The organism is Desulfogranum marinum, from assembly GCF_016918565.1.
Lineage (GTDB): Bacteria > Desulfobacterota > Desulfobulbia > Desulfobulbales > Desulfobulbaceae > Desulfogranum > Desulfogranum marinum.
Genome location: NZ_JAFFQD010000006.1, coordinates 118,348 through 135,511 on the forward strand (window position 1 = coordinate 118,348; position 17,164 = coordinate 135,511).

Sequence of the window (17,164 nt, forward strand, 5' to 3'; positions counted from 1 at the left end):
AAAAAGACGAAATACTCTGCAAAAAATACAACTCAGATATACTTTAAGAGTACCTTGGAGGATCAGCACAACAAGTATTACGTCGTAATAGAACAAAGAATAGAGTATATTGTTCACATCTCAATATGCTATGGAAGGCAAGTACTTAAATGTATACTTCCATCTTATCTTGCACAGTCCGCCTACACGCCCATTGAAGCCTCTGCTGTTCATTTAAAAAATGAAGTATTCGGGTGCGTCATATCGTGGACTTTTTTTCAATGGCCCAAAAGGAAATGGTCTCGTAAAAGTCTCTAAACGGTCTGGCGTTGCATCGAAAGTCAATACGTTAAGAACGTCTATAGCCAATACAATTGTATATCTTACGATTGTATCCAAAAAGAAGTCCTCACTTTTTTAATTTTCCACAAGAAAACTTCGAACAGCTCCTAATCTAAAATGGGAAAGCTGCGTAGATTTTTTCTTCCATTCAACAGTTTTGAAATGATCAATATCTTTCCTATGAAAAAAGAGGTCGCTTTTAGATCAACGAGAAGCGGAGACTCAATGGCATTAATAGTAGTTGTAAAGTCATAAAGAAATATTTGGTGTGAGTCTCACTAAAGCAGTGGAAGGCAGAATCTTCACCCTTCACTAAATTATTAAGCAATTAATCATAAAAGGTAACAATAATATGGAAATATTATCAGATGTACCGATGCCGGAAGAATGCGCATCCAGGATACTGGAATACAGCGGTCGAGAAGTGGCCCCTCAAGGGGGGCAAAATCTGTGGCAAAAAATCTTACAGCATAAATGGGTCCTGTCTGAAAAACTTGGCCGGGATGTGGGTACTCATGTTTCGTGCCTTGATTTTATGGAAAATATTGAGTTCAGAGATCATACGTCACAGGAATCGGAAAAAATTCAGTTTCTCAAAAAACGAGGTGCTATGAGGATTGACCGGGATATTTGGGAAACTATCTCCGAAACTCAACCACCGAAAAAAATCGTTAACAAAAGAATAATACTTCCATTCACAGAGCCCGAACTTGCTCTCAAACATGGAGTTGTGCCGCCTCGAGCACTCATTTTTTTCGGCCCCCCAGGAACCGGCAAAACCCATTTTGTCCGTGCAATTGCAGGAGTGCTACAGTGGTGGTTCGTTGAGGTCAGTCCCAGCGATTTAATGGCCGAAGGCCAAGACCGCATTGGTGCAAACTTAAAAAAGGTTATGGAAAAAATCGGCGAGATGGACAACGTTATCCTCTTTATTGATGAATTTGAGGAGATTGCTGGTAACCGCGACGACGCTTCCCGTATCGATAAGTCAATCACCAACGAACTCCTTAAACAGATACCCATTTTGAAAAAACAGAACAAAAGAAATCTGTTGGTTTGTGCAACCAATTATATTGGACAACTGGATGCCGCCCTGCTGAGACCAGGACGATTTGACTGCATCATTCCAGCAGGAGGCCTAGACACCGAGGGGCGCAAAACTATCTTCGAGCATTACCTGTCGAACACAAATAAAGGAGAAGTTGATGTGGATAAAATTGTATCCATGATCTCACTTTTCACTCCAGCGGACGTTGAATATCTTTTCCAAAAAGTCAGGCAAATAACTTTTGAAATGGAGTTCGAAAGAAAAGGTAATATCCTTGTCACAACAGAGACTTTTCTTGAGATGATCCCAAAAGTCTCGCCGACACTTACCCAGGAAATTATCGAGGAGTTTGAAATGGATTGTGTGAAATATACTCGCTATTGATTCTCTATAACGTTGTAAGGCGCTCGTTTGGAGAGCCCGTTATTGTGGTGGTAAACCCCTAATAGGGTTCCGTTTTATTCGCACCTAATTTGAGGAGTGTTTCCACGTTCCGGCAGCCATGCCAAAAGCGCCAGACCTGCCGCTGCAGAAAAGAGGGATGCAAGGAAAATTCCTAACTTCGCGCTGGTAAGAAGACGCTCGCCGAAAGCCATGTTTGCAATAAAAAGCGCCATGGTGAAACCGATTCCAGCGAGCAAACTGCCTCCTGCGATTAATCTCCAACTGAGATCCCGGGGACGAGCCGCAATATGTGAACGTACGGCCAACCAACTAAACACCAGAATACCAATAGGCTTACCGAGCACGAAAGCTGAAAAAACAGCTATCGTAACCGAGTTGCCGAGATCGCTCAAAGATAGCGGTAAGCCAGCGTTAGCAAATGCGAAGAGCGGCATGATGATAAAGCCGACCCAAGGGTGGAGCCCAATCACTAGGCGTTCGACTGGAGACAGCGTTTCACGAGCGGCAATCTCGGCGACCTGCAATGTTTGTCTGTTTTCCGTGTCTCCGCTCCCTTCACCACTGGTTGGATGCGCAATAACCTGGCTCAGTATGGCGTATAAACGGTCGTCATCTACCCAGCGTCGCGCTGGCGTCATTAAACCGAGAATCACGCCGGTGATGGTGGCGTGGATTCCCGACGCATCAACTGCGCACCAGATAACTCCACCCAGCAAGAAGTAGATCGGAAAACCACGAAAACCAAATATTGCCATTGCACGCACGATTGCCACGCCAAGTCCAGCAACCATCAATGCACCCCAGGCAATGTGGCTGCTGTAACCGATAGCCACAATCAGTATTGCACCGATATCGTCCACGATCGCTAATGAAAGCATAAACACGCGCAAGCTTTGAGGGATGCGTGACCCTAGTAACGCCAAGCAACCAATAACAAACGCTGTGTCGGTTGCCATTACGGTCCCCCAGCCGTTCTGGCCTGGTTGTCCTGTTTGTAACGTTAGATATATTGCAGCTGGAACGACCATACCTCCTATGGCCGCAGCTATTGATAAAGCGGCCATGCGTGGTTTCTTCAACTCACCAAGAACTAATTCTCGTTTGAGTTCCAATGCAACAAGAAAAAAAAACAAGGTCATCAAACCGTCGTTTATCCACTCTCTAAACGAACGGGCAAACTCCAGCGAGCCTAGCTTAAGGCCTATTTGCGTCTCCCAGGCGGCTTCAAGCATGTGAGCCCACGGTGAATTGGCCATAACAAGAGCAGCAATCGTAAATAAGAGAAGAAGCGCACCGACAGCTGCCTCGATGCGCAAGAATCGTGTGAAAGGTCTCGTCAGTCGATCTACGAATTCCTTCGGCAGTCGGGTGTTTGGGGTTCCCGAATGTGCTTGTTGATCTGTAATCATGAAAAGCCTTCGAGGTTAAAACGTTAATGGGTAAGGTCACTTGCCCCCAAAAAGTCTTTTCTCCTCACACCATTGTTGAAAAAGTATCGGTACCTATTTTTCTGGAAGTTTATTATGTCCCCGGGACATCTATTCCAATTTCGCCACGGTTTTCTCTGAATAGGCTTTTTTGACGTATCGATAAAAGTCACTCTCTGTTGTGAGGATGAGGATCGAGTTTTGGTTGGCATTGTCTTTGTAGCTCTCAAGGGTGCGGTGAAAGGCATAGAATTCTGGATTTTTGTTGTATGCTGTACCATAAATTCGTGTGGCACTTGCGTCAGCCTTACCCTGGACCTCCTGGACATGGCGATAAGCCGTTGAACGGATCCGCCGCAGTTCTTTTTCCATCTCTCCTAGAATCTCTGCACTGCGTCCTTCACCCTCGGAGCGGAACTGAGCGGCTATTCGTTTACGCTCGGAAATCATCCGCTCGTAGACTTTCTCGCGGACACTCTTTACATAGTCAAGGCGCTTAATTCGTAAATCGACCAGTTCGATGCCGTATTGAGGGATGATCTTCTGTGCCTCGACGAGCATCGTCCGGGTAATTTCCTCCCTTCCCCTGGCAATGGCACGTTTCAGCTCTGCTTCTCTTTCTTTGGGAATATCTTTAAGAGCTTCTTCTTTGGGGACTTCCCATGTCGCGCTGCGAACCAATTCAACGAGCTCGCTGCTCGACACCTGGTCGCGGACTACTGAATCGAGAATGTCATTAAGGCGTGACTGGGCACCCTCTTCACTGGCAACGTTTTCAAGAAATTTTTTGGCATCAGCGATCCGCCAACGCGCGGTGGTATCTACCCAGATAAATTCCCGACCCTTGGTAGGGATTTGATTAGGGTCCCCATCCCAGACGAGTAAACGTTTTTCAAAGCGGCGTACTTCATGGATAAAGGGCAGTTTAAAATGCAAACCAGCTTCGGTTATGGTACTGCCGATTGGCCGGCCAAACTGTAACACAATTGCCTGCATCCCCTCTTCAAGGGTATAAATAGCATTGGAAAGGGTAAAAAATGCAGCGAGCAGAAAACCGATGGTGATAGTTCTCAGTGTTCGATTCATGGTTGTTTTCCCCCTGTCAGTGGCCCGTTGGTTGACTCCAGTGGTAGCCAAGGGACCATTGCCTTTTGATCTTCGTCGACGATATAGAGCCCTTTCATTCCTGCAAGAAAACCGGTCATGGCCTCCAGGTAGAGGCGCCTTCGCGTCACCTGCGGAGCCCCTTGATATTCTGTAAGAATTGCTGAAAAACGGGTGGCCTCGCCTTCAGCCCGGTTGACCCGCTCAAGGGCATATCCTTCGGCTTCACTGATACTTTGGGTCGCCACACCTCGTGCTTTAGGGATTTCGCGATTAGCCTGCTCCTGCGCTTTATTGATGGTGCGTTCCTTGTCCTGCCGAGATTCGTTTACTTCGTTAAAGGCTGGTTTGACACTGTCTGGTGGGGTAACATCCTGCAGTTCAACGGTTACCAGGCGCACCCCTGTCTGGTATGCGGAAAGGACCTTTTGGATCTCAGTTTTTGCCTCACTTGCGACGGCCACCCTGCCGGTGGTGAGAACATCGCTGCCGAGTCGGTTGCCAACAGCGCGACGCATAATCGCTTCTGTTGTGTCACGAATTGTTTTCTGAGTATTGCGTACTTGAAAGAGATAGAGAATCGGGTCTTCGATACGATATTGGATAATCCACTGGACATCGATGACATTGAGATCGCCGGTAAGCATCAACGACTCTTCCTTATGCGATCCGCTTGGCGCATAGCGAGTTTTTTCTCCGGGTACGGTTGACATGGTTCTGAACCCGAATTCTTCCTTCAGTACCCTGGCGGTGGGTAAAAGGCGGACTGTTTCAATACCAAAGGGTAACTTGAAATGCAGACCTGGGCTTGATGATCGCATTACTTTGCCAAACCGCTGAACGATCCCCGTTTCTTCAGGCTGAACAGTAAACCAGGCTGTATTGGCAACAATGAAAAGGATAATAACGCTAACAATAACAGTAGTATGGCCCATGTTGAGACCGCCGGGTTTAAAGGAGCTTTTTTTCATCATTTCGAGGAAAGACCTGAGAGCCTTTTCCACGGTATCAAATAATTCAGCCATGATAACCCTCTCATGTTGCACATTCTTTTAAAGTGCAATGAAACAACTGTTTACTGCCAAACTCATTGCACTGTTTTAGGGTTTACGTTTTTATGCTTTCTTACTGATCGAACAACTTCCATTCCTTCCACTCTCGAAACAGTACATATCTGTACCTCAATTGCTTTTCGTAAAAGTATCCTGGAGCCAAGCAACACACCGAATTGGTCTGAACACAGGTGGTTATTCACATCTTCGCGAGTTTTCCATTCTGAAATCAGCTTAAAAACGGTTTCATCTTCGATGTCCTGATAAATACCATAATTAAGGAGACCATTACCGTTAGTTGGCGGTTCAACCATTGAGAGAAGCGTCTGAAGAACCTCCTTTTGCTTTACAGGTAAGCTGTACAGTATAGTTCTGACAATTATCATAGCCTGACGGCTCCACTAAAAATGGTGACTGGATAAGGTAAACATGCTGTACCCGGGTGTAATTTATGCGTCCATTTGTTATTAAAAAGGAAATTTATAGTTTATTAGACATTTTATTAGACATAAGTAGTATTTTCCTCAAATTGAGAAATAGCATTTTGTCGGCGCTGCCTGCAGGTGCAAAAGCGAAATAGATGATTGCATTGCTACTCTTTGCAAAGCAACCTTTGCACCAGTAGGCAATTCATCTCACCTGTTAAGGGTAAGTGTTCTATATTGTTATTTATTATCTCAAAGAAAACTTGCAAAACCGCAATGTCTTTTCAAAACAGGTGGTCATATATGCTCAAGTGGCCAAATGTAACCTTTTCTTCTTTAGCAGCAGGTATGTGGAAGGTTGAGACAAGCCAAATAGTGAGCAAGTATCCTTGCTGGCAAGCGGCTTGGGGGCATGATGTTTTGAGTTATAATACGGGGTTTGAGCGGTGACTCGATCGGAGAAAGATGCAATGTAACTGTGCTTCAGGATAGATCGCTTGTTGCGACGGAGGTAATATTATGGTTTTTGGATATTGAGCTTGCGCATGCGGGCCCGCAGAGTGCTGCGATCAAGACCAAGGATTTCAGCAGCACTGTTTTTTCCGCTGACTTTCCAAGTCGTCTGCTCAAGTACCTTGAGAATATAATCTTTTTCAACTGCTTCAAGTGTTCTTTGCCTTGCGGAGAGATCTCTGAATGGTTTTCTCAGTTTATCAACTAGGTGGAGTTTGGGGCCGGAGGAGTTGATCACAGCCCTCTCAAGGACATTTTCCAATTCCCGAACATTGCCCGGCCAATGATACTGCTGCAGTACTGTCATTACCTTTGCGGGAATGATTTCGATGGTCTTGCCCAGTCGTTTAGCAATTTTTTTAACATAAAATTGTACCAATAGTGGGATGTCTCCCTGACGATCACGGAGAGGCGGAAGAGTGATGGGGAAAACATTCAATCTATACCAAAGATCCTCCCTGAACTTTTTATTGTTTACCTCCTCTTCAAGATTACGGTTTGTGGCTGCAATAATGCGGACATCAACAGAGCGGGTTTCTGAACTACCCAGCCTTTCAAATTTCCCATTTTCAATAACCTGGAGCAATTTTGGCTGTAAATCAAGCGGCAGTTCGCCTATCTCGTCAAGAAACAGGGTGGTACCGTTGGCCACTTCAAAACGCCCAATTCTTTTGGAATGTGCCCCGGTGAAAGCACCCTTTTCGTGACCAAAAAGCTCGCTCTCAATAAGGCTGGTCGGCAGCGCCGCGCAGTTCATTTTGACTAAGGCCCTATCTTTTCTCTTGCTCAAGCTGTGAATCGCTCTGGCCACCAGCTCTTTACCGGTACCCGTTTCACCTAAGATCAAGACATTGGTGTCGGTGGCTGCGATCTGCTCTACCTTGTAGAAAACGTAGTTAATTTCATCGCTTCGGCCAATGATGTTGTCATGGTTGAACTCCAGTTTTATCTCCTCCTGGAGGTAGGCACGTTCAGCCTCAAGCTGCTCCTTGAGCTGTTGGACCTTCACAAGAGCGGCCTCGGCAGCCTGCTTGTTTACCTCTGCCTTCTTCTGTGCAGTCCTAAGCTCGGCAGTCCGTTTGTAAACAGCTTCCTCAAGATATCTCTTGTAGTCTTCCCGTACAGTCACGTCCTTAATTGATAAAAGAATCAGACTGGTTTCATTTTCATTATTATAGATGCGCCTGGCGTTCAAATGCATAATCTTGAAGCCGATGTTATCAAAGGTATGTTCAACTTCAAAGTTATCAAAGACGGTATTCTGAGGTAGGATGGATTCCAGCAGTTCTCTCAACCTGGGAATATCCCATTGACGATTGCCAAGATCATAGATGATGGTGCCCTCTGTCTCATCAGGGTTGACGTCAAAGATGGTGTAAAATGCCTGGTTCGCCTTAACTACCCTGAAATCGGCATTGAGTACCACCAGAGGTTCGCGAACCGCCCCTAAGATATTATCAAAAATCTCCAGAAAAGCATTTTTCATATATTTTCACCATGGCTTCGAACCGTGGTGCATTTGTGTTGCGCCTTTTGGACATCAATACAAAAACAAAATTGAAATAATTGATGTCCAGTTGTGAGACAAAGATAATCAGATGGAATACTATCTCTTCTTAATTTTATCCTATTTTCAAGTTGTTGATCAAGCAGCAAGTTGTTAGGTGGGACACTGCTTCCGATATTTTGGGCTGGTAGGGCTTTAGGCCGCATACCAGAGTACTGCAAAATAATGACACAGGGTGCCGGCCATCACAAAAACATGCCAAATGAAGTGACCATATTGCAGTCGAGAATCGGTTGCGAAAAAGGCTACACCGAATGTGTAAAACAGGCCTCCAGCTAATAGCAGCAGCAAGCCTGTTGCTGGCACTTCGGCCAAAAATGGTTTGACGGCGATGATGGCAACCCATCCCAATAGGAGGTACAGAGAGGTGAATAATATAGGACGTGAGTCCATATAATACACCTTTAGTGCAACCCCCATTGCCGCGAGTCCCCAAACTACACCAAAGAGTGACCAACCCCAGGGGCCATGAAGTGCTCCAAGGGTGAAAGGGGTGTATGTGCCTGCTATAAGGAGAAAAATTGCGCAATGTTCGATAATCTGAAAAGCATGTTTGGCTTTCCCAGGCAGCAATGCGTGGTAGAGGGTAGAGAAAAAATAGAGAAGTATGATCGTTAAGCAAAAGACGCTGGTACCGACAATGAATCCACCGTTTTGGTATCGTAACGTGTTGCTGATGAGATATGGCGTCCCAACGAGGGCTGCGATGAGCCCTATACCATGGCTAATACTGTTATAGATTTCTTCTGCCAACGACTGCTGACGATGTTTCCCTGCGGTGGGAATGTGCATGTCGACTCCAGATCCTTTCACAGAACTGGAGCGTGGGGGGTATAACGTATCTAGTCGGCCTTTTACGCCTTTGGTGGTGTCTTTCTCAGCGCTATGAAAGTCACTGGTTGTTTCAGGGGTATTCATATGCTTGTTTAACTTTTTTTTGACAATAACGCCGAGTTCAGGAAAAAGGGTTTAGCCCGACAGGCTCCTAGGGCTAGCAGGGCAATACCTCTTGCTATATAGGTCTCCGACCTTGGAGGAGGTTCAGCAGTATAACAATAAAAGCTAATATCAGCAGGATATGGGTAAATCCGCCTATGGTGTAACTGCTAGCAAGTCCGACCCCCCAGAGCAATAACAGGGTTAAAGTGATTGTCCACCACATAATATTCTTCTCGTGTAAAATTTTGAAATCAAAAGGTTACGCATCTGTTCGTGGTTATCATGTCTTTCCCGTGTTCTCTCTACATCCCTGAAAATGAAAACACCTGGCAGGAAGCGAGGAAGTGTATGCTGCCGTTTCATTTTTTTTGCAAAAAGTGTTCCATAAGGTAGCTGTCGTCATGCGGCCATCTTAACTTGTTAGCATACGCATGTAATCATACCTGTCTTTTTAGAGTGAAAAATCAAAGAATCTATCTATGTTAAGACATTGTAACAACAGCCTCATTCACTCTATCTAGCAGCAAATGCTTAACCAGGTTTGGAAAAAAATGGCGACGTTGTTATGTTGCTGTGTGTTCTTGATTTAAGACAGGGGAAATTTGTGAAATACAGATTGGGCGTGATGCTTCCGGTCCAACCCAAGCTTTTATTGGTTATATTTAACCAATAAAAGCTTGGATTCGTATGGATGATGGTCAAGGTCACAGGCAAAGGGTTTACCCAATCCACCCCTGGATTGCCAATTTCACCGAATTTGCTTTGTTTGCGTACACTTGAAGTACTACCCAGTACGTCCGCGTGTACGCAGCCTCGCACCTTCGGTAAACTTGGCAATTGCAAGATTTAAGTGTGTTTTTTTACTTACTCCACCGTGATTTCAATATCGTTTGACTTTTTCTCCTCCGTTTTGAGAATTTCCAGGTTCAGCATGCCATTGCTGAAAAGAGCCTTGATGTTGGTCTTGTCAGCATTATCGGGCAAGGTGAAACTGCGGGTGAAAAGCCCATGATACCGTTCAATACGATGAATTTTTTTTCCTTTTTCTTCAACTTCTTCTTTACGTTCTCCTCTGATTGTCAGGGTGCCATTGTTGACCGAAACCTTAACATCTTCCTTTTTGATTTCTGGTATCTCAACCTTAATCAGGAACAATTTTTCCGTCTCAATAATATCTACCTTGGGTGCCCAGTCACCTGACGCAATAACCTCCTGGCTTCCTAACCGTGGCTGATGTAAAGCCCTGTCATAACGTTCGACAATATTCCCTAGTTCTCTCCATGGATCCCATCTAACTATTGGCATGATACACCTCTATCTTTGCGGAAATAGATTCCTCCCTCCGCAGACAGTTCCCGCAATCAGTCTTTGGAGGATTAGTGTACAACCTTTAACATTTAAAGCTATCGACTGATCCGATCCTGATGTTAAAGAGAAGCCTTACTGTGTTCCTACTTAACAATTTTCCGTTCGTTATTCGCCAATACCACCTGGTTCTTCCCGCTTTTCTTCGCCCGATAAAGTGCAGCATCGGCTTTATCCACAAGGTCTCGGTATGTCCTTATGGCTTTTCCACAGGAAGCCACCCCTATGCTGACAGTCAGCTCTTTGCCATCGGGCAGTTGCACTGCCATTTTGGTCCTGATTCTTTCGGCAATAATTGCTGTTGCATGAATATCAGTGAAAGGCAGGATTACAGCAAACTCTTCGCCACCATAACGACAGCAGATGTCAGAATCTCGGGCTTCAACTAGCAGCACTTTAGCCATTGCGGCGAGCACCCTGTCACCCTCCTGGTGCCCGTATGTATCATTGACTGTCTTGAAATTATCGATATCTATTAACAGCAGTGAGAGTATCGTGTCATATCGTAATGATCGCCGTACTTCGAGGTCGATTTGCTGAAAAAAGTAGGTATGATTGAACAACCCCGTCAAGCCGTCTCGTAGAGAAAGCCCAACTATTTCTTCAATGACCGTTTCGCATACCAATGTCGGAGAATTCATCCTATAGGTGACATTGGAAAGGTAATCGAGTGCGGCTACAACAATCCCGATATCTCTTTGCAGTAAGGTTGATACTTGATTTTTATGCTGGATAATTTCATCCCACAGCTTTTCTGCAATCTCAGCTGAAAAATACTGGTGGGAAACCGAGTAAAGAAGATCAGAAAAAAAATCGTGTCCCCGTTCCTTTTTCAGATCATCAAGGCGATGAACCTCCTCTTTCGTGAGCAGGCGCCCCCCGGCAAATGCCGACACCAGACCAATGGAGAGCGCACTATCATCGAGGATATTACGACGGCGATCAGCTTCAGTTTCCCTACACAATGATGAATTATTGTATGGTTCCATTATGATCTCAATCCATTTTTGGTTACATAAAAAGTTCTTACATCGATAGTCTTACCAGTTCTTCGGTGTAATTTTATTTTGAGCCTAAAACTGGTAATATTTCCAATTCATCCTGACTGCTGATCATTCCAAAACGAGTTGGGAATTGGCTGTATAATTATCGGATTCCCGGCCAAAGGCCTTGCAGCCATTGCGTAATATTTTGTGAATGACACTCCATTAGCTTCCCAAACTGTTTTTTCTGTTTGTTCATTTGTCACCTAGAATACGTTAGGATTCTAATGACTTTTCCACTCTTGAAAACAGTATAGTGGAGATGGTTATTGCAAAAAAAAAGAGTCTGAATACTGGGAAACGACCACCAGGGTATTGTCTGATAATTCAGTTTATTTAGTATTATGGCAGCTCTGTTTTTGCAGTGTTTAGCATTCTCCTGAGTTCCTCTCCCTGGATGCTTTCTTTTTCAGAGAGAAGTTTCGCCAGTTTATCCAGAACATCGCGCCGTTCGGAAAGCATTTCCTGTACTCTCTTATGCGCTTCGTCGACCAGTCTGCTAATTTCATTGTCAATTTCAGCAGCTTTGGCTTCGCTGTAGTTTTTTCCAGGCGAAAAACCTTCGGGTAAAAACATTGCTTGGCGCGGCTGTTCGTAGCTTACAAGGCCAAGGAGATCACTCATGCCGTATTGGGTAACCATGGAGCGGGCAATATCTGAGGCTCGCTGTAGGTCATTCTGGGCACCGGTCGATATTTCGTTAAAAACAAGTTCTTCCGCCACTCTGCCGCCAAGAAGAACGGCAAGACGATCCAGGAGTTCTGAACGGGTCATGAGATAGCGGTCCTCGGTGGGCTGCTGCTGGGTGTATCCAAGGGCCGATATTCCACGGGGAATAATAGAAATTTTATGTACCGGGTCGGCATATTCAACGGATTCGGCAACTATCGCATGTCCTGACTCATGGTAGGCGACAATTTCTTTTTCACGGGCATTCATAACCCGGTTCTTTTTTTGCAATCCGGCTACCACACGTTCGATAGCTTCATCAAAATCCACCAATTCAACCGTTTCTTTCTCATTTCTGGCTGCCAGCAAAGCTGCTTCATTGACGATGTTGGCGAGGTCCGCTCCGACAAAGCCGGGAGTTCTTCCCGCGAGCTTGCCAAGGTCTATATCCGGGCTAAGCACCACATTTTTTGTATGAATTTCCAGAATGGCCTTGCGGCCGTTAATATCTGGTCGGTCGACCAGCACCTGCCGGTCAAAACGACCTGGGCGCAGCAGGGCGGGGTCAAGGATTTCAGGCCGGTTGGTAGCAGCCATGATAATGACGCCTTTGTTCGTTTCAAAACCGTCCATTTCCACCAACAACTGGTTTAGCGTCTGTTCCCGTTCGTCATGTCCTCCCATAGTGTTCATGCCGCGGGCTTTGCCTATGGCATCGAGCTCGTCAATGAAAATAATGCAGGGAGCCTGGGAGGCAGCTTGGGAAAAAAGATCGCGAACGCGAGCTGCACCTACACCGACAAACATCTCAACAAATTCGGAGCCGCTTATACTGAAGAAAGGCACTTTCGCCTCGCCAGCCACAGCCCTCGCCAGAAGGGTTTTCCCTGTTCCCGGCGGGCCGACCAGAAGCACACCTTTAGGTATCCTTCCGCCTAATTTTTGCGATTTTTCAGGAGTACTTAGGAATTCAACCACCTCTTCGAGTTCTTCTTGTGCTTCATCGATCCCAGCTATATCTGCAAAGGAGAGATCGATATCACTCTCTGCAAAAATCTTAGCCTTATTCTTGGAAAAAGACATGACCCCCATTCCAGAACCCATCTTTTTCATAACGTAGAAATAGAAGAGAAAAAAAATGCCGATCGGCAGTATCCAGGAGAGGATGGTGCCCAAGACTTTATTTTGATATTCACCGGAATAACGGACCTTGCTCTCAGCTAGTTCCTTCACTAATCCAGGGTCATCAACCCGGATAGTTGAAATCTGGTGATCCGGGACACCTTTAAACGTTGCAAAAATTTTTTCAGGTCCGACAATCAAATTGTCCAGCTTGCCTTCGGTAAGATGCTGCTTGAATTGACTGTATGGTATTGTCTCCACTTTTGCAGAAAAGAAGAAAGGCTGCAGGTAAGAAAACAACAGGATGGTGAGAGCCGCATACCAGATATTAAAACGCGCCTTTGGGGGCTGACCATTTTCTCCTTTGTGAGAATGGTCCAACCCAAATAGCGCTCGAAGCTTGTTCCCTGAGTTCTCTTCTTTTTTATTTAGATTGGACATATTTCCACCACAGATTCTCTGGAAACCCTGAGTTGAAAGTACTTCTGTCTATTAATTCTTGAACTATCACCACTGTCAGGAGAAAAATATTGCAATTCTATACGATTTACCTTTAAGCCATTTGACGATTAGCTCCAGTAATTGAAATCACCTTCGGTTGTTTATCAATCCTGTCTCTCCTTTTTTGTTCTTGTTTTTCTTTGGCCTGTCTTTGCTTTTTGTTTGTATTTTTCTTGCCACCCTTGTCTCCCATGCTTTCCTCCTTGCAAACTTTATTTTTTCTTTTTCGCAAAAGAATGGCTGCTTAGGTCGCCATAAGGAAATGGACCTTCATCACCACCATGAGGACCTGCCACACCAGACTCTGTTTTAAATGTTTCAATGGCATTTCGAAGTTCGTATTGTAATTCCCTCCAGCCACTCTCAAGACCATCTTTCAAATCTTTCCACTGGTATTCGTCCGCTTTTTTCAAAATTCTCAGATCGCGATTTATCTGATCGATTTTCAACTCTAACTGTTCGACATGCTCATCATGCCTGTCTTTTGCCTCAGCCGTAAAGGCCATACCGCGAACCCTGAACCTCTCCAATTCAGCCTCTGCAACAGCTATGTCGGCTTCGAGTTTCTCTATAAAATTTCCATTTTTCTTCATAATATGCCTCCATCGAAACTTATCTATGTGTGAATTGACCTGCATTTTTCACCCAAGATGCAATAGGCCAAGAGCCTGATGTATTGGTTTCGTTTTCTTGAATTTAAATAACAGGTACGATTGGCGAAAAACTCACTGCTTGCAAGAAGGAAAGCAAGTATGATGCCATCGAGGGCTAAATTGGTAGGAGAAGGTGTATCATTCTGAATTGTTAGTGGTATTTTACTATGGTGATCAGTAAGGTAGCCTGTCGAACCCGTCGGTAAAGGTCATATTTGTCCAAAGGGTGGTATTTGACCATTTGCCCGAATAATTTGTTTTTTGGGGAACGATCTGAAAAACTGTATTTCTTGAATTACAAACCAATCGACCACAGCAAAGGATGCTACATCTATTGGTTATTACTACAACCAACCATAGGATTCACTCTGGATAAAACAACTCGTCAACTCAACTAGCTGAAATAATAACTATTGCTTGAGCTCCTGGAAAAATATCATATGTTGAACAGTTAGAATATAGGAATTGAATGTGAATAATTATGTTTGACAAAAGCCTGATTCAGGAAATAATTAATGCTTGGAATAGTGACCAAAACAATCCACGTCGCGATAGGTTGAAACAGCCTATTCCAGAGCTATCCATTATAAGGAAACTTATTGAAATAGCCTTCATTGCAAGTCTTGAGAAGGAAGAAGACAGGGCTATTACATTTAGCTTGTCCTTGTTCAATGAGGATATGTCAAAAAGCTTAAGGGGGGCAATGGGGTTTAATAAACCTTTTCCACTTAATGTTGAAACTGTTACCAAGTTAGCTCCAGCTATTGATCCAGAAATGTCATCATTTGTTGTCTCGAAAAGCGATACAACTGATGAACTCCTTTTGTGTGGTGTTGTTTCTTTTTCTCAGCCCGAAAATAGATTTAATAAGGTTCCTGGACAAATAGGTAATCTCAGTTGCACACGCCCAGATGTTTTTACACTTACAACAATTCATCCTGGTTCCTTGTTAATTACCAGAGGCAATTCACAGATTGGAAGATTTGCAAAAGGAGAGTTTGTCGCAGCTACCCCCAGCCCATTTGCTCCAACAGCAATGGGCAAATATATATTTAGTTTTGTTGAGCAACATGAATTATATAAAAAATACGGCGAATCATATTGGCACATCTATCGTGATTCACTTGATTTTATCTTGTCAGAAGCTGCCGCGCGTTCTAATGGAGCCTCAATTGTACTTGTAAACGAGAATCATTTTCCCGCAATAAAAAAGGGATTTATTCATGGTTATAGATTCTTTAAAAAATATGGTATCAAAGAATTGTTTTCTGAATATATGAATTACCCGACGATTGATATTCCTCGCGATATCAAGATGAGAAAAATGATGTCTGAACGGCTTCAATTAATCGCTCAATACACCTCTATTGATGGTGCTCTGATTCTCTCCGACCTGCTCGATGTAGTTTCATTTGGAACAAAGCTTTCTGCTGGTACATGGTCTGGGGAAGTCCTTGTTGGCCCTGATGGTTTCAATCGAGGTGGACAAGATTTTAGATATGATCATTTTGGAACACGTCACAAGTCTGCTATAGATTTTGTTGGAGAACATGAAAATGCAATCGTCTTTGTTCTTTCCCAGGATGGTCCTATACGTGGATTCGTAAAGATTAATCATAAAACCATTTTGTGTTGGCCTGACTGTACTGTTTCTATGTTTATTTAATCCGCTAGCAAACACTCAAAATGGAATCTCTTGGGTACCTATACCTTCAATGATGGTGCCTCCATTGTTATCACTGCTCAAAAAAGAACATGCAGCACCAATGCCGATGCAGTGCAGCTTGCAGGGGTAATACCTCCTCAGCCCCAAAATGTTGCCATTGAAGGGGATACTCTCCTACTTGATAATAGCGTAGCCGACTACGATCTGAGAGTATCCTACTCAGATAACAGCAACATGTTCGTAGAGCCGCTGTGGAGTGTTGACTGTCCTAGTGTGGCAGAAATTTCAGCCTCTGGCTTATTAACAGTCTATGATATAGCTCAGGATGAAACCTGTGTGCTTTCTGCTTTATATGAAGAAAATGGTCTCACTTTTAATGAAGAGCTTGGCATCTCTATTCATGACCAGGATTTATTAGTGCCTAATTATCTCAAAATTTCAGGCCCAAGTACCGTTGTTGGCAATACTACGGCTGCCTACAGTGCAGAAGTATACTACACAAGCGGAATGAGTATGGAGGCGCAACCGTTGTGGAGTATTGATTGCCAGCAATTGGCTGTAATCTCACCGGATGGTGATTTGACGGTTTTTGATGTGCAACAGGATGAATCATGCACCATTACAGCAATCTACGAAGAAAATGGTTTTACGGCGGTCATTGATGAATTAAACGTCACCCTGCAAAAGGCAACAGTGGAACCGGTTGAAGTTATTATTGACAACGGAGACTCGGAAACTTCATCTATCGGAAAATGGCGTACAGCAAGCGAGTCTGACTATTATGGCACCCCGTCGGAGTACAGCCAGAACAGCGATGGTGAGTATAGATACGCAACCAGCCTTATAGGTATGCAGGATATCTCACTTTGGTGGACACAATCGTCAAAACGTTGTGGAAATGTACCTGTTGAAATCTATGATGGTGATACCCTAATAGACACAGTTATTGTGAATCAACAGGTGAATGGTGGGCAGTGGAACATCCTTGACACTTATTTATTTAATGAGGGCGCATCCGTAGTAATTGTAGCTCAAAAACAACGTTGCAGCACCAATGCCGATGCTGTGAAATTTAACGAAATGAATTGAACTGTTTTTCAAGGTCTGGCAAGTAAGGTTTAAAAAAAAATCTGCTTGCCGACCTCTGCTGCTTCACAATAGTTAAGATGGCCGGTTCAAATCCAACGAAAATTAGTGATTCCCTCTGGTTGATATTCATAGAATAGGGTTATCAATAGTTGCATTCCATTGCCCTCCAGTCTACCTCGGAGTGTGTTGCAATTATTGATAATCCTGAAGAACTGAACTGCGGAGTGGATTAGAACCGGAAGGGTGGAGCTATGG

The 17,164-nt window shown here is 44.3% G+C and carries 15 protein-coding genes; 3 read left to right on the forward strand and 12 right to left on the reverse strand.

Annotated features, from left to right (window positions below):
* Positions 1 to 673: 673 nt before the first annotated feature.
* A complete protein-coding gene (locus JWH17_RS05825) occupies positions 674 to 1,753 on the forward strand; it encodes an ATP-binding protein (protein ID WP_205221645.1) in 1,080 nt (359 codons plus the stop codon).
* A gap of 74 nt (positions 1,754 to 1,827) precedes the next feature.
* On the opposite strand, the gene nhaA is transcribed toward JWH17_RS05825, so the two are convergent.
* From nhaA to JWH17_RS05885, 12 genes are all read right to left on the reverse strand, one after another.
* Positions 1,828 to 3,183, reverse strand: coding sequence for a Na+/H+ antiporter NhaA (gene nhaA / locus JWH17_RS05830; RefSeq protein WP_205221646.1), 1,356 nt, complete (start codon positions 3,181 to 3,183; stop codon positions 1,828 to 1,830).
* A 129-nt stretch (positions 3,184 to 3,312) separates the two neighbouring features.
* Positions 3,313 to 4,287 carry a protease modulator HflC gene (gene hflC, locus JWH17_RS05835; RefSeq protein ID WP_205221647.1) on the reverse strand — a complete coding sequence of 325 codons (975 nt, stop codon included), beginning with the start codon at positions 4,285 to 4,287 and terminating at the stop codon, positions 3,313 to 3,315.
* The gene (gene hflK / locus JWH17_RS05840; RefSeq protein ID WP_205221648.1) at positions 4,284 to 5,330 is read right to left on the reverse strand and encodes an FtsH protease activity modulator HflK; all 1,047 of its coding nucleotides are present in this window, start codon (positions 5,328 to 5,330) and stop codon (positions 4,284 to 4,286) included. Before hflK ends, hflC begins: the two co-directional genes overlap by 4 nt.
* A gap of 62 nt (positions 5,331 to 5,392) precedes the next feature.
* Entirely contained in the window at positions 5,393 to 5,743 is a 351-nt protein-coding gene (locus JWH17_RS05845; RefSeq protein WP_205221649.1) for an antibiotic biosynthesis monooxygenase family protein, read from the reverse strand.
* Between the two features lie 556 nt (positions 5,744 to 6,299).
* The gene (locus JWH17_RS05850; protein WP_205221650.1) at positions 6,300 to 7,781 is read right to left on the reverse strand and encodes a sigma-54 interaction domain-containing protein; all 1,482 of its coding nucleotides are present in this window, start codon (positions 7,779 to 7,781) and stop codon (positions 6,300 to 6,302) included.
* 216 nt (positions 7,782 to 7,997) lie between these two features.
* A complete protein-coding gene (gene trhA / locus JWH17_RS05855; RefSeq protein WP_205221663.1) occupies positions 7,998 to 8,654 on the reverse strand; it encodes a PAQR family membrane homeostasis protein TrhA in 657 nt (218 codons plus the stop codon).
* 220 nt (positions 8,655 to 8,874) lie between these two features.
* Positions 8,875 to 9,024, reverse strand: coding sequence for a lmo0937 family membrane protein (locus JWH17_RS05860; protein WP_205221651.1), 150 nt, complete (start codon positions 9,022 to 9,024; stop codon positions 8,875 to 8,877).
* A gap of 641 nt (positions 9,025 to 9,665) precedes the next feature.
* On the reverse strand, positions 9,666 to 10,106 hold the full coding sequence (locus JWH17_RS05865; protein ID WP_205221652.1) for an Hsp20/alpha crystallin family protein: 441 nt from the start codon (positions 10,104 to 10,106) through the stop codon (positions 9,666 to 9,668).
* A gap of 146 nt (positions 10,107 to 10,252) precedes the next feature.
* Positions 10,253 to 11,155, reverse strand: a complete 903-nt coding sequence (locus tag JWH17_RS05870) for a GGDEF domain-containing protein (RefSeq protein WP_205221653.1) — start codon at positions 11,153 to 11,155, stop codon at positions 10,253 to 10,255.
* 396 nt (positions 11,156 to 11,551) lie between these two features.
* Entirely contained in the window at positions 11,552 to 13,441 is a 1,890-nt protein-coding gene (gene ftsH / locus JWH17_RS05875) for an ATP-dependent zinc metalloprotease FtsH (protein WP_205221654.1), read from the reverse strand.
* Positions 13,442 to 13,553: 112 nt separating this feature from the next.
* Positions 13,554 to 13,694, reverse strand: a complete 141-nt coding sequence (locus JWH17_RS05880) for a hypothetical protein (protein WP_205221655.1) — start codon at positions 13,692 to 13,694, stop codon at positions 13,554 to 13,556.
* A 19-nt stretch (positions 13,695 to 13,713) separates the two neighbouring features.
* Positions 13,714 to 14,094, reverse strand: coding sequence for a sll1863 family stress response protein (locus tag JWH17_RS05885; RefSeq protein WP_205221656.1), 381 nt, complete (start codon positions 14,092 to 14,094; stop codon positions 13,714 to 13,716).
* Positions 14,095 to 14,635: 541 nt separating this feature from the next.
* Here JWH17_RS05885 and JWH17_RS05890 point away from each other — a divergent pair.
* Positions 14,636 to 15,820: a putative sensor domain DACNV-containing protein gene (locus tag JWH17_RS05890; protein WP_205221657.1), complete on the forward strand. Its 1,185-nt coding sequence runs from the start codon at positions 14,636 to 14,638 to the stop codon at positions 15,818 to 15,820.
* A 30-nt stretch (positions 15,821 to 15,850) separates the two neighbouring features.
* Entirely contained in the window at positions 15,851 to 16,909 is a 1,059-nt protein-coding gene (locus tag JWH17_RS05895) for a golvesin C-terminal-like domain-containing protein (protein WP_205221658.1), read from the forward strand.
* Positions 16,910 to 17,164: the final 255 nt, after the last annotated feature.

Coding starts and splice junctions, on each gene's coding strand:
- JWH17_RS05825 (WP_205221645.1), top strand. CDS start 674: ATGGAAATATTATCAGATGTACCGATGCCGGAAGAATGCGCATCCAGG.
- nhaA (WP_205221646.1), bottom strand. CDS start 3,183: ATGATTACAGATCAACAAGCACATTCGGGAACCCCAAACACCCGACTG.
- hflC (WP_205221647.1), bottom strand. CDS start 4,287: ATGAATCGAACACTGAGAACTATCACCATCGGTTTTCTGCTCGCTGCA.
- hflK (WP_205221648.1), bottom strand. CDS start 5,330: ATGGCTGAATTATTTGATACCGTGGAAAAGGCTCTCAGGTCTTTCCTC.
- JWH17_RS05845 (WP_205221649.1), bottom strand. CDS start 5,743: ATGATAATTGTCAGAACTATACTGTACAGCTTACCTGTAAAGCAAAAG.
- JWH17_RS05850 (WP_205221650.1), bottom strand. CDS start 7,781: ATGAAAAATGCTTTTCTGGAGATTTTTGATAATATCTTAGGGGCGGTT.
- trhA (WP_205221663.1), bottom strand. CDS start 8,654: ATGCACATTCCCACCGCAGGGAAACATCGTCAGCAGTCGTTGGCAGAA.
- JWH17_RS05860 (WP_205221651.1), bottom strand. CDS start 9,024: ATGTGGTGGACAATCACTTTAACCCTGTTATTGCTCTGGGGGGTCGGA.
- JWH17_RS05865 (WP_205221652.1), bottom strand. CDS start 10,106: ATGCCAATAGTTAGATGGGATCCATGGAGAGAACTAGGGAATATTGTC.
- JWH17_RS05870 (WP_205221653.1), bottom strand. CDS start 11,155: ATGGAACCATACAATAATTCATCATTGTGTAGGGAAACTGAAGCTGAT.
- ftsH (WP_205221654.1), bottom strand. CDS start 13,441: ATGTCCAATCTAAATAAAAAAGAAGAGAACTCAGGGAACAAGCTTCGA.
- JWH17_RS05880 (WP_205221655.1), bottom strand. CDS start 13,694: ATGGGAGACAAGGGTGGCAAGAAAAATACAAACAAAAAGCAAAGACAG.
- JWH17_RS05885 (WP_205221656.1), bottom strand. CDS start 14,094: ATGAAGAAAAATGGAAATTTTATAGAGAAACTCGAAGCCGACATAGCT.
- JWH17_RS05890 (WP_205221657.1), top strand. CDS start 14,636: ATGTTTGACAAAAGCCTGATTCAGGAAATAATTAATGCTTGGAATAGT.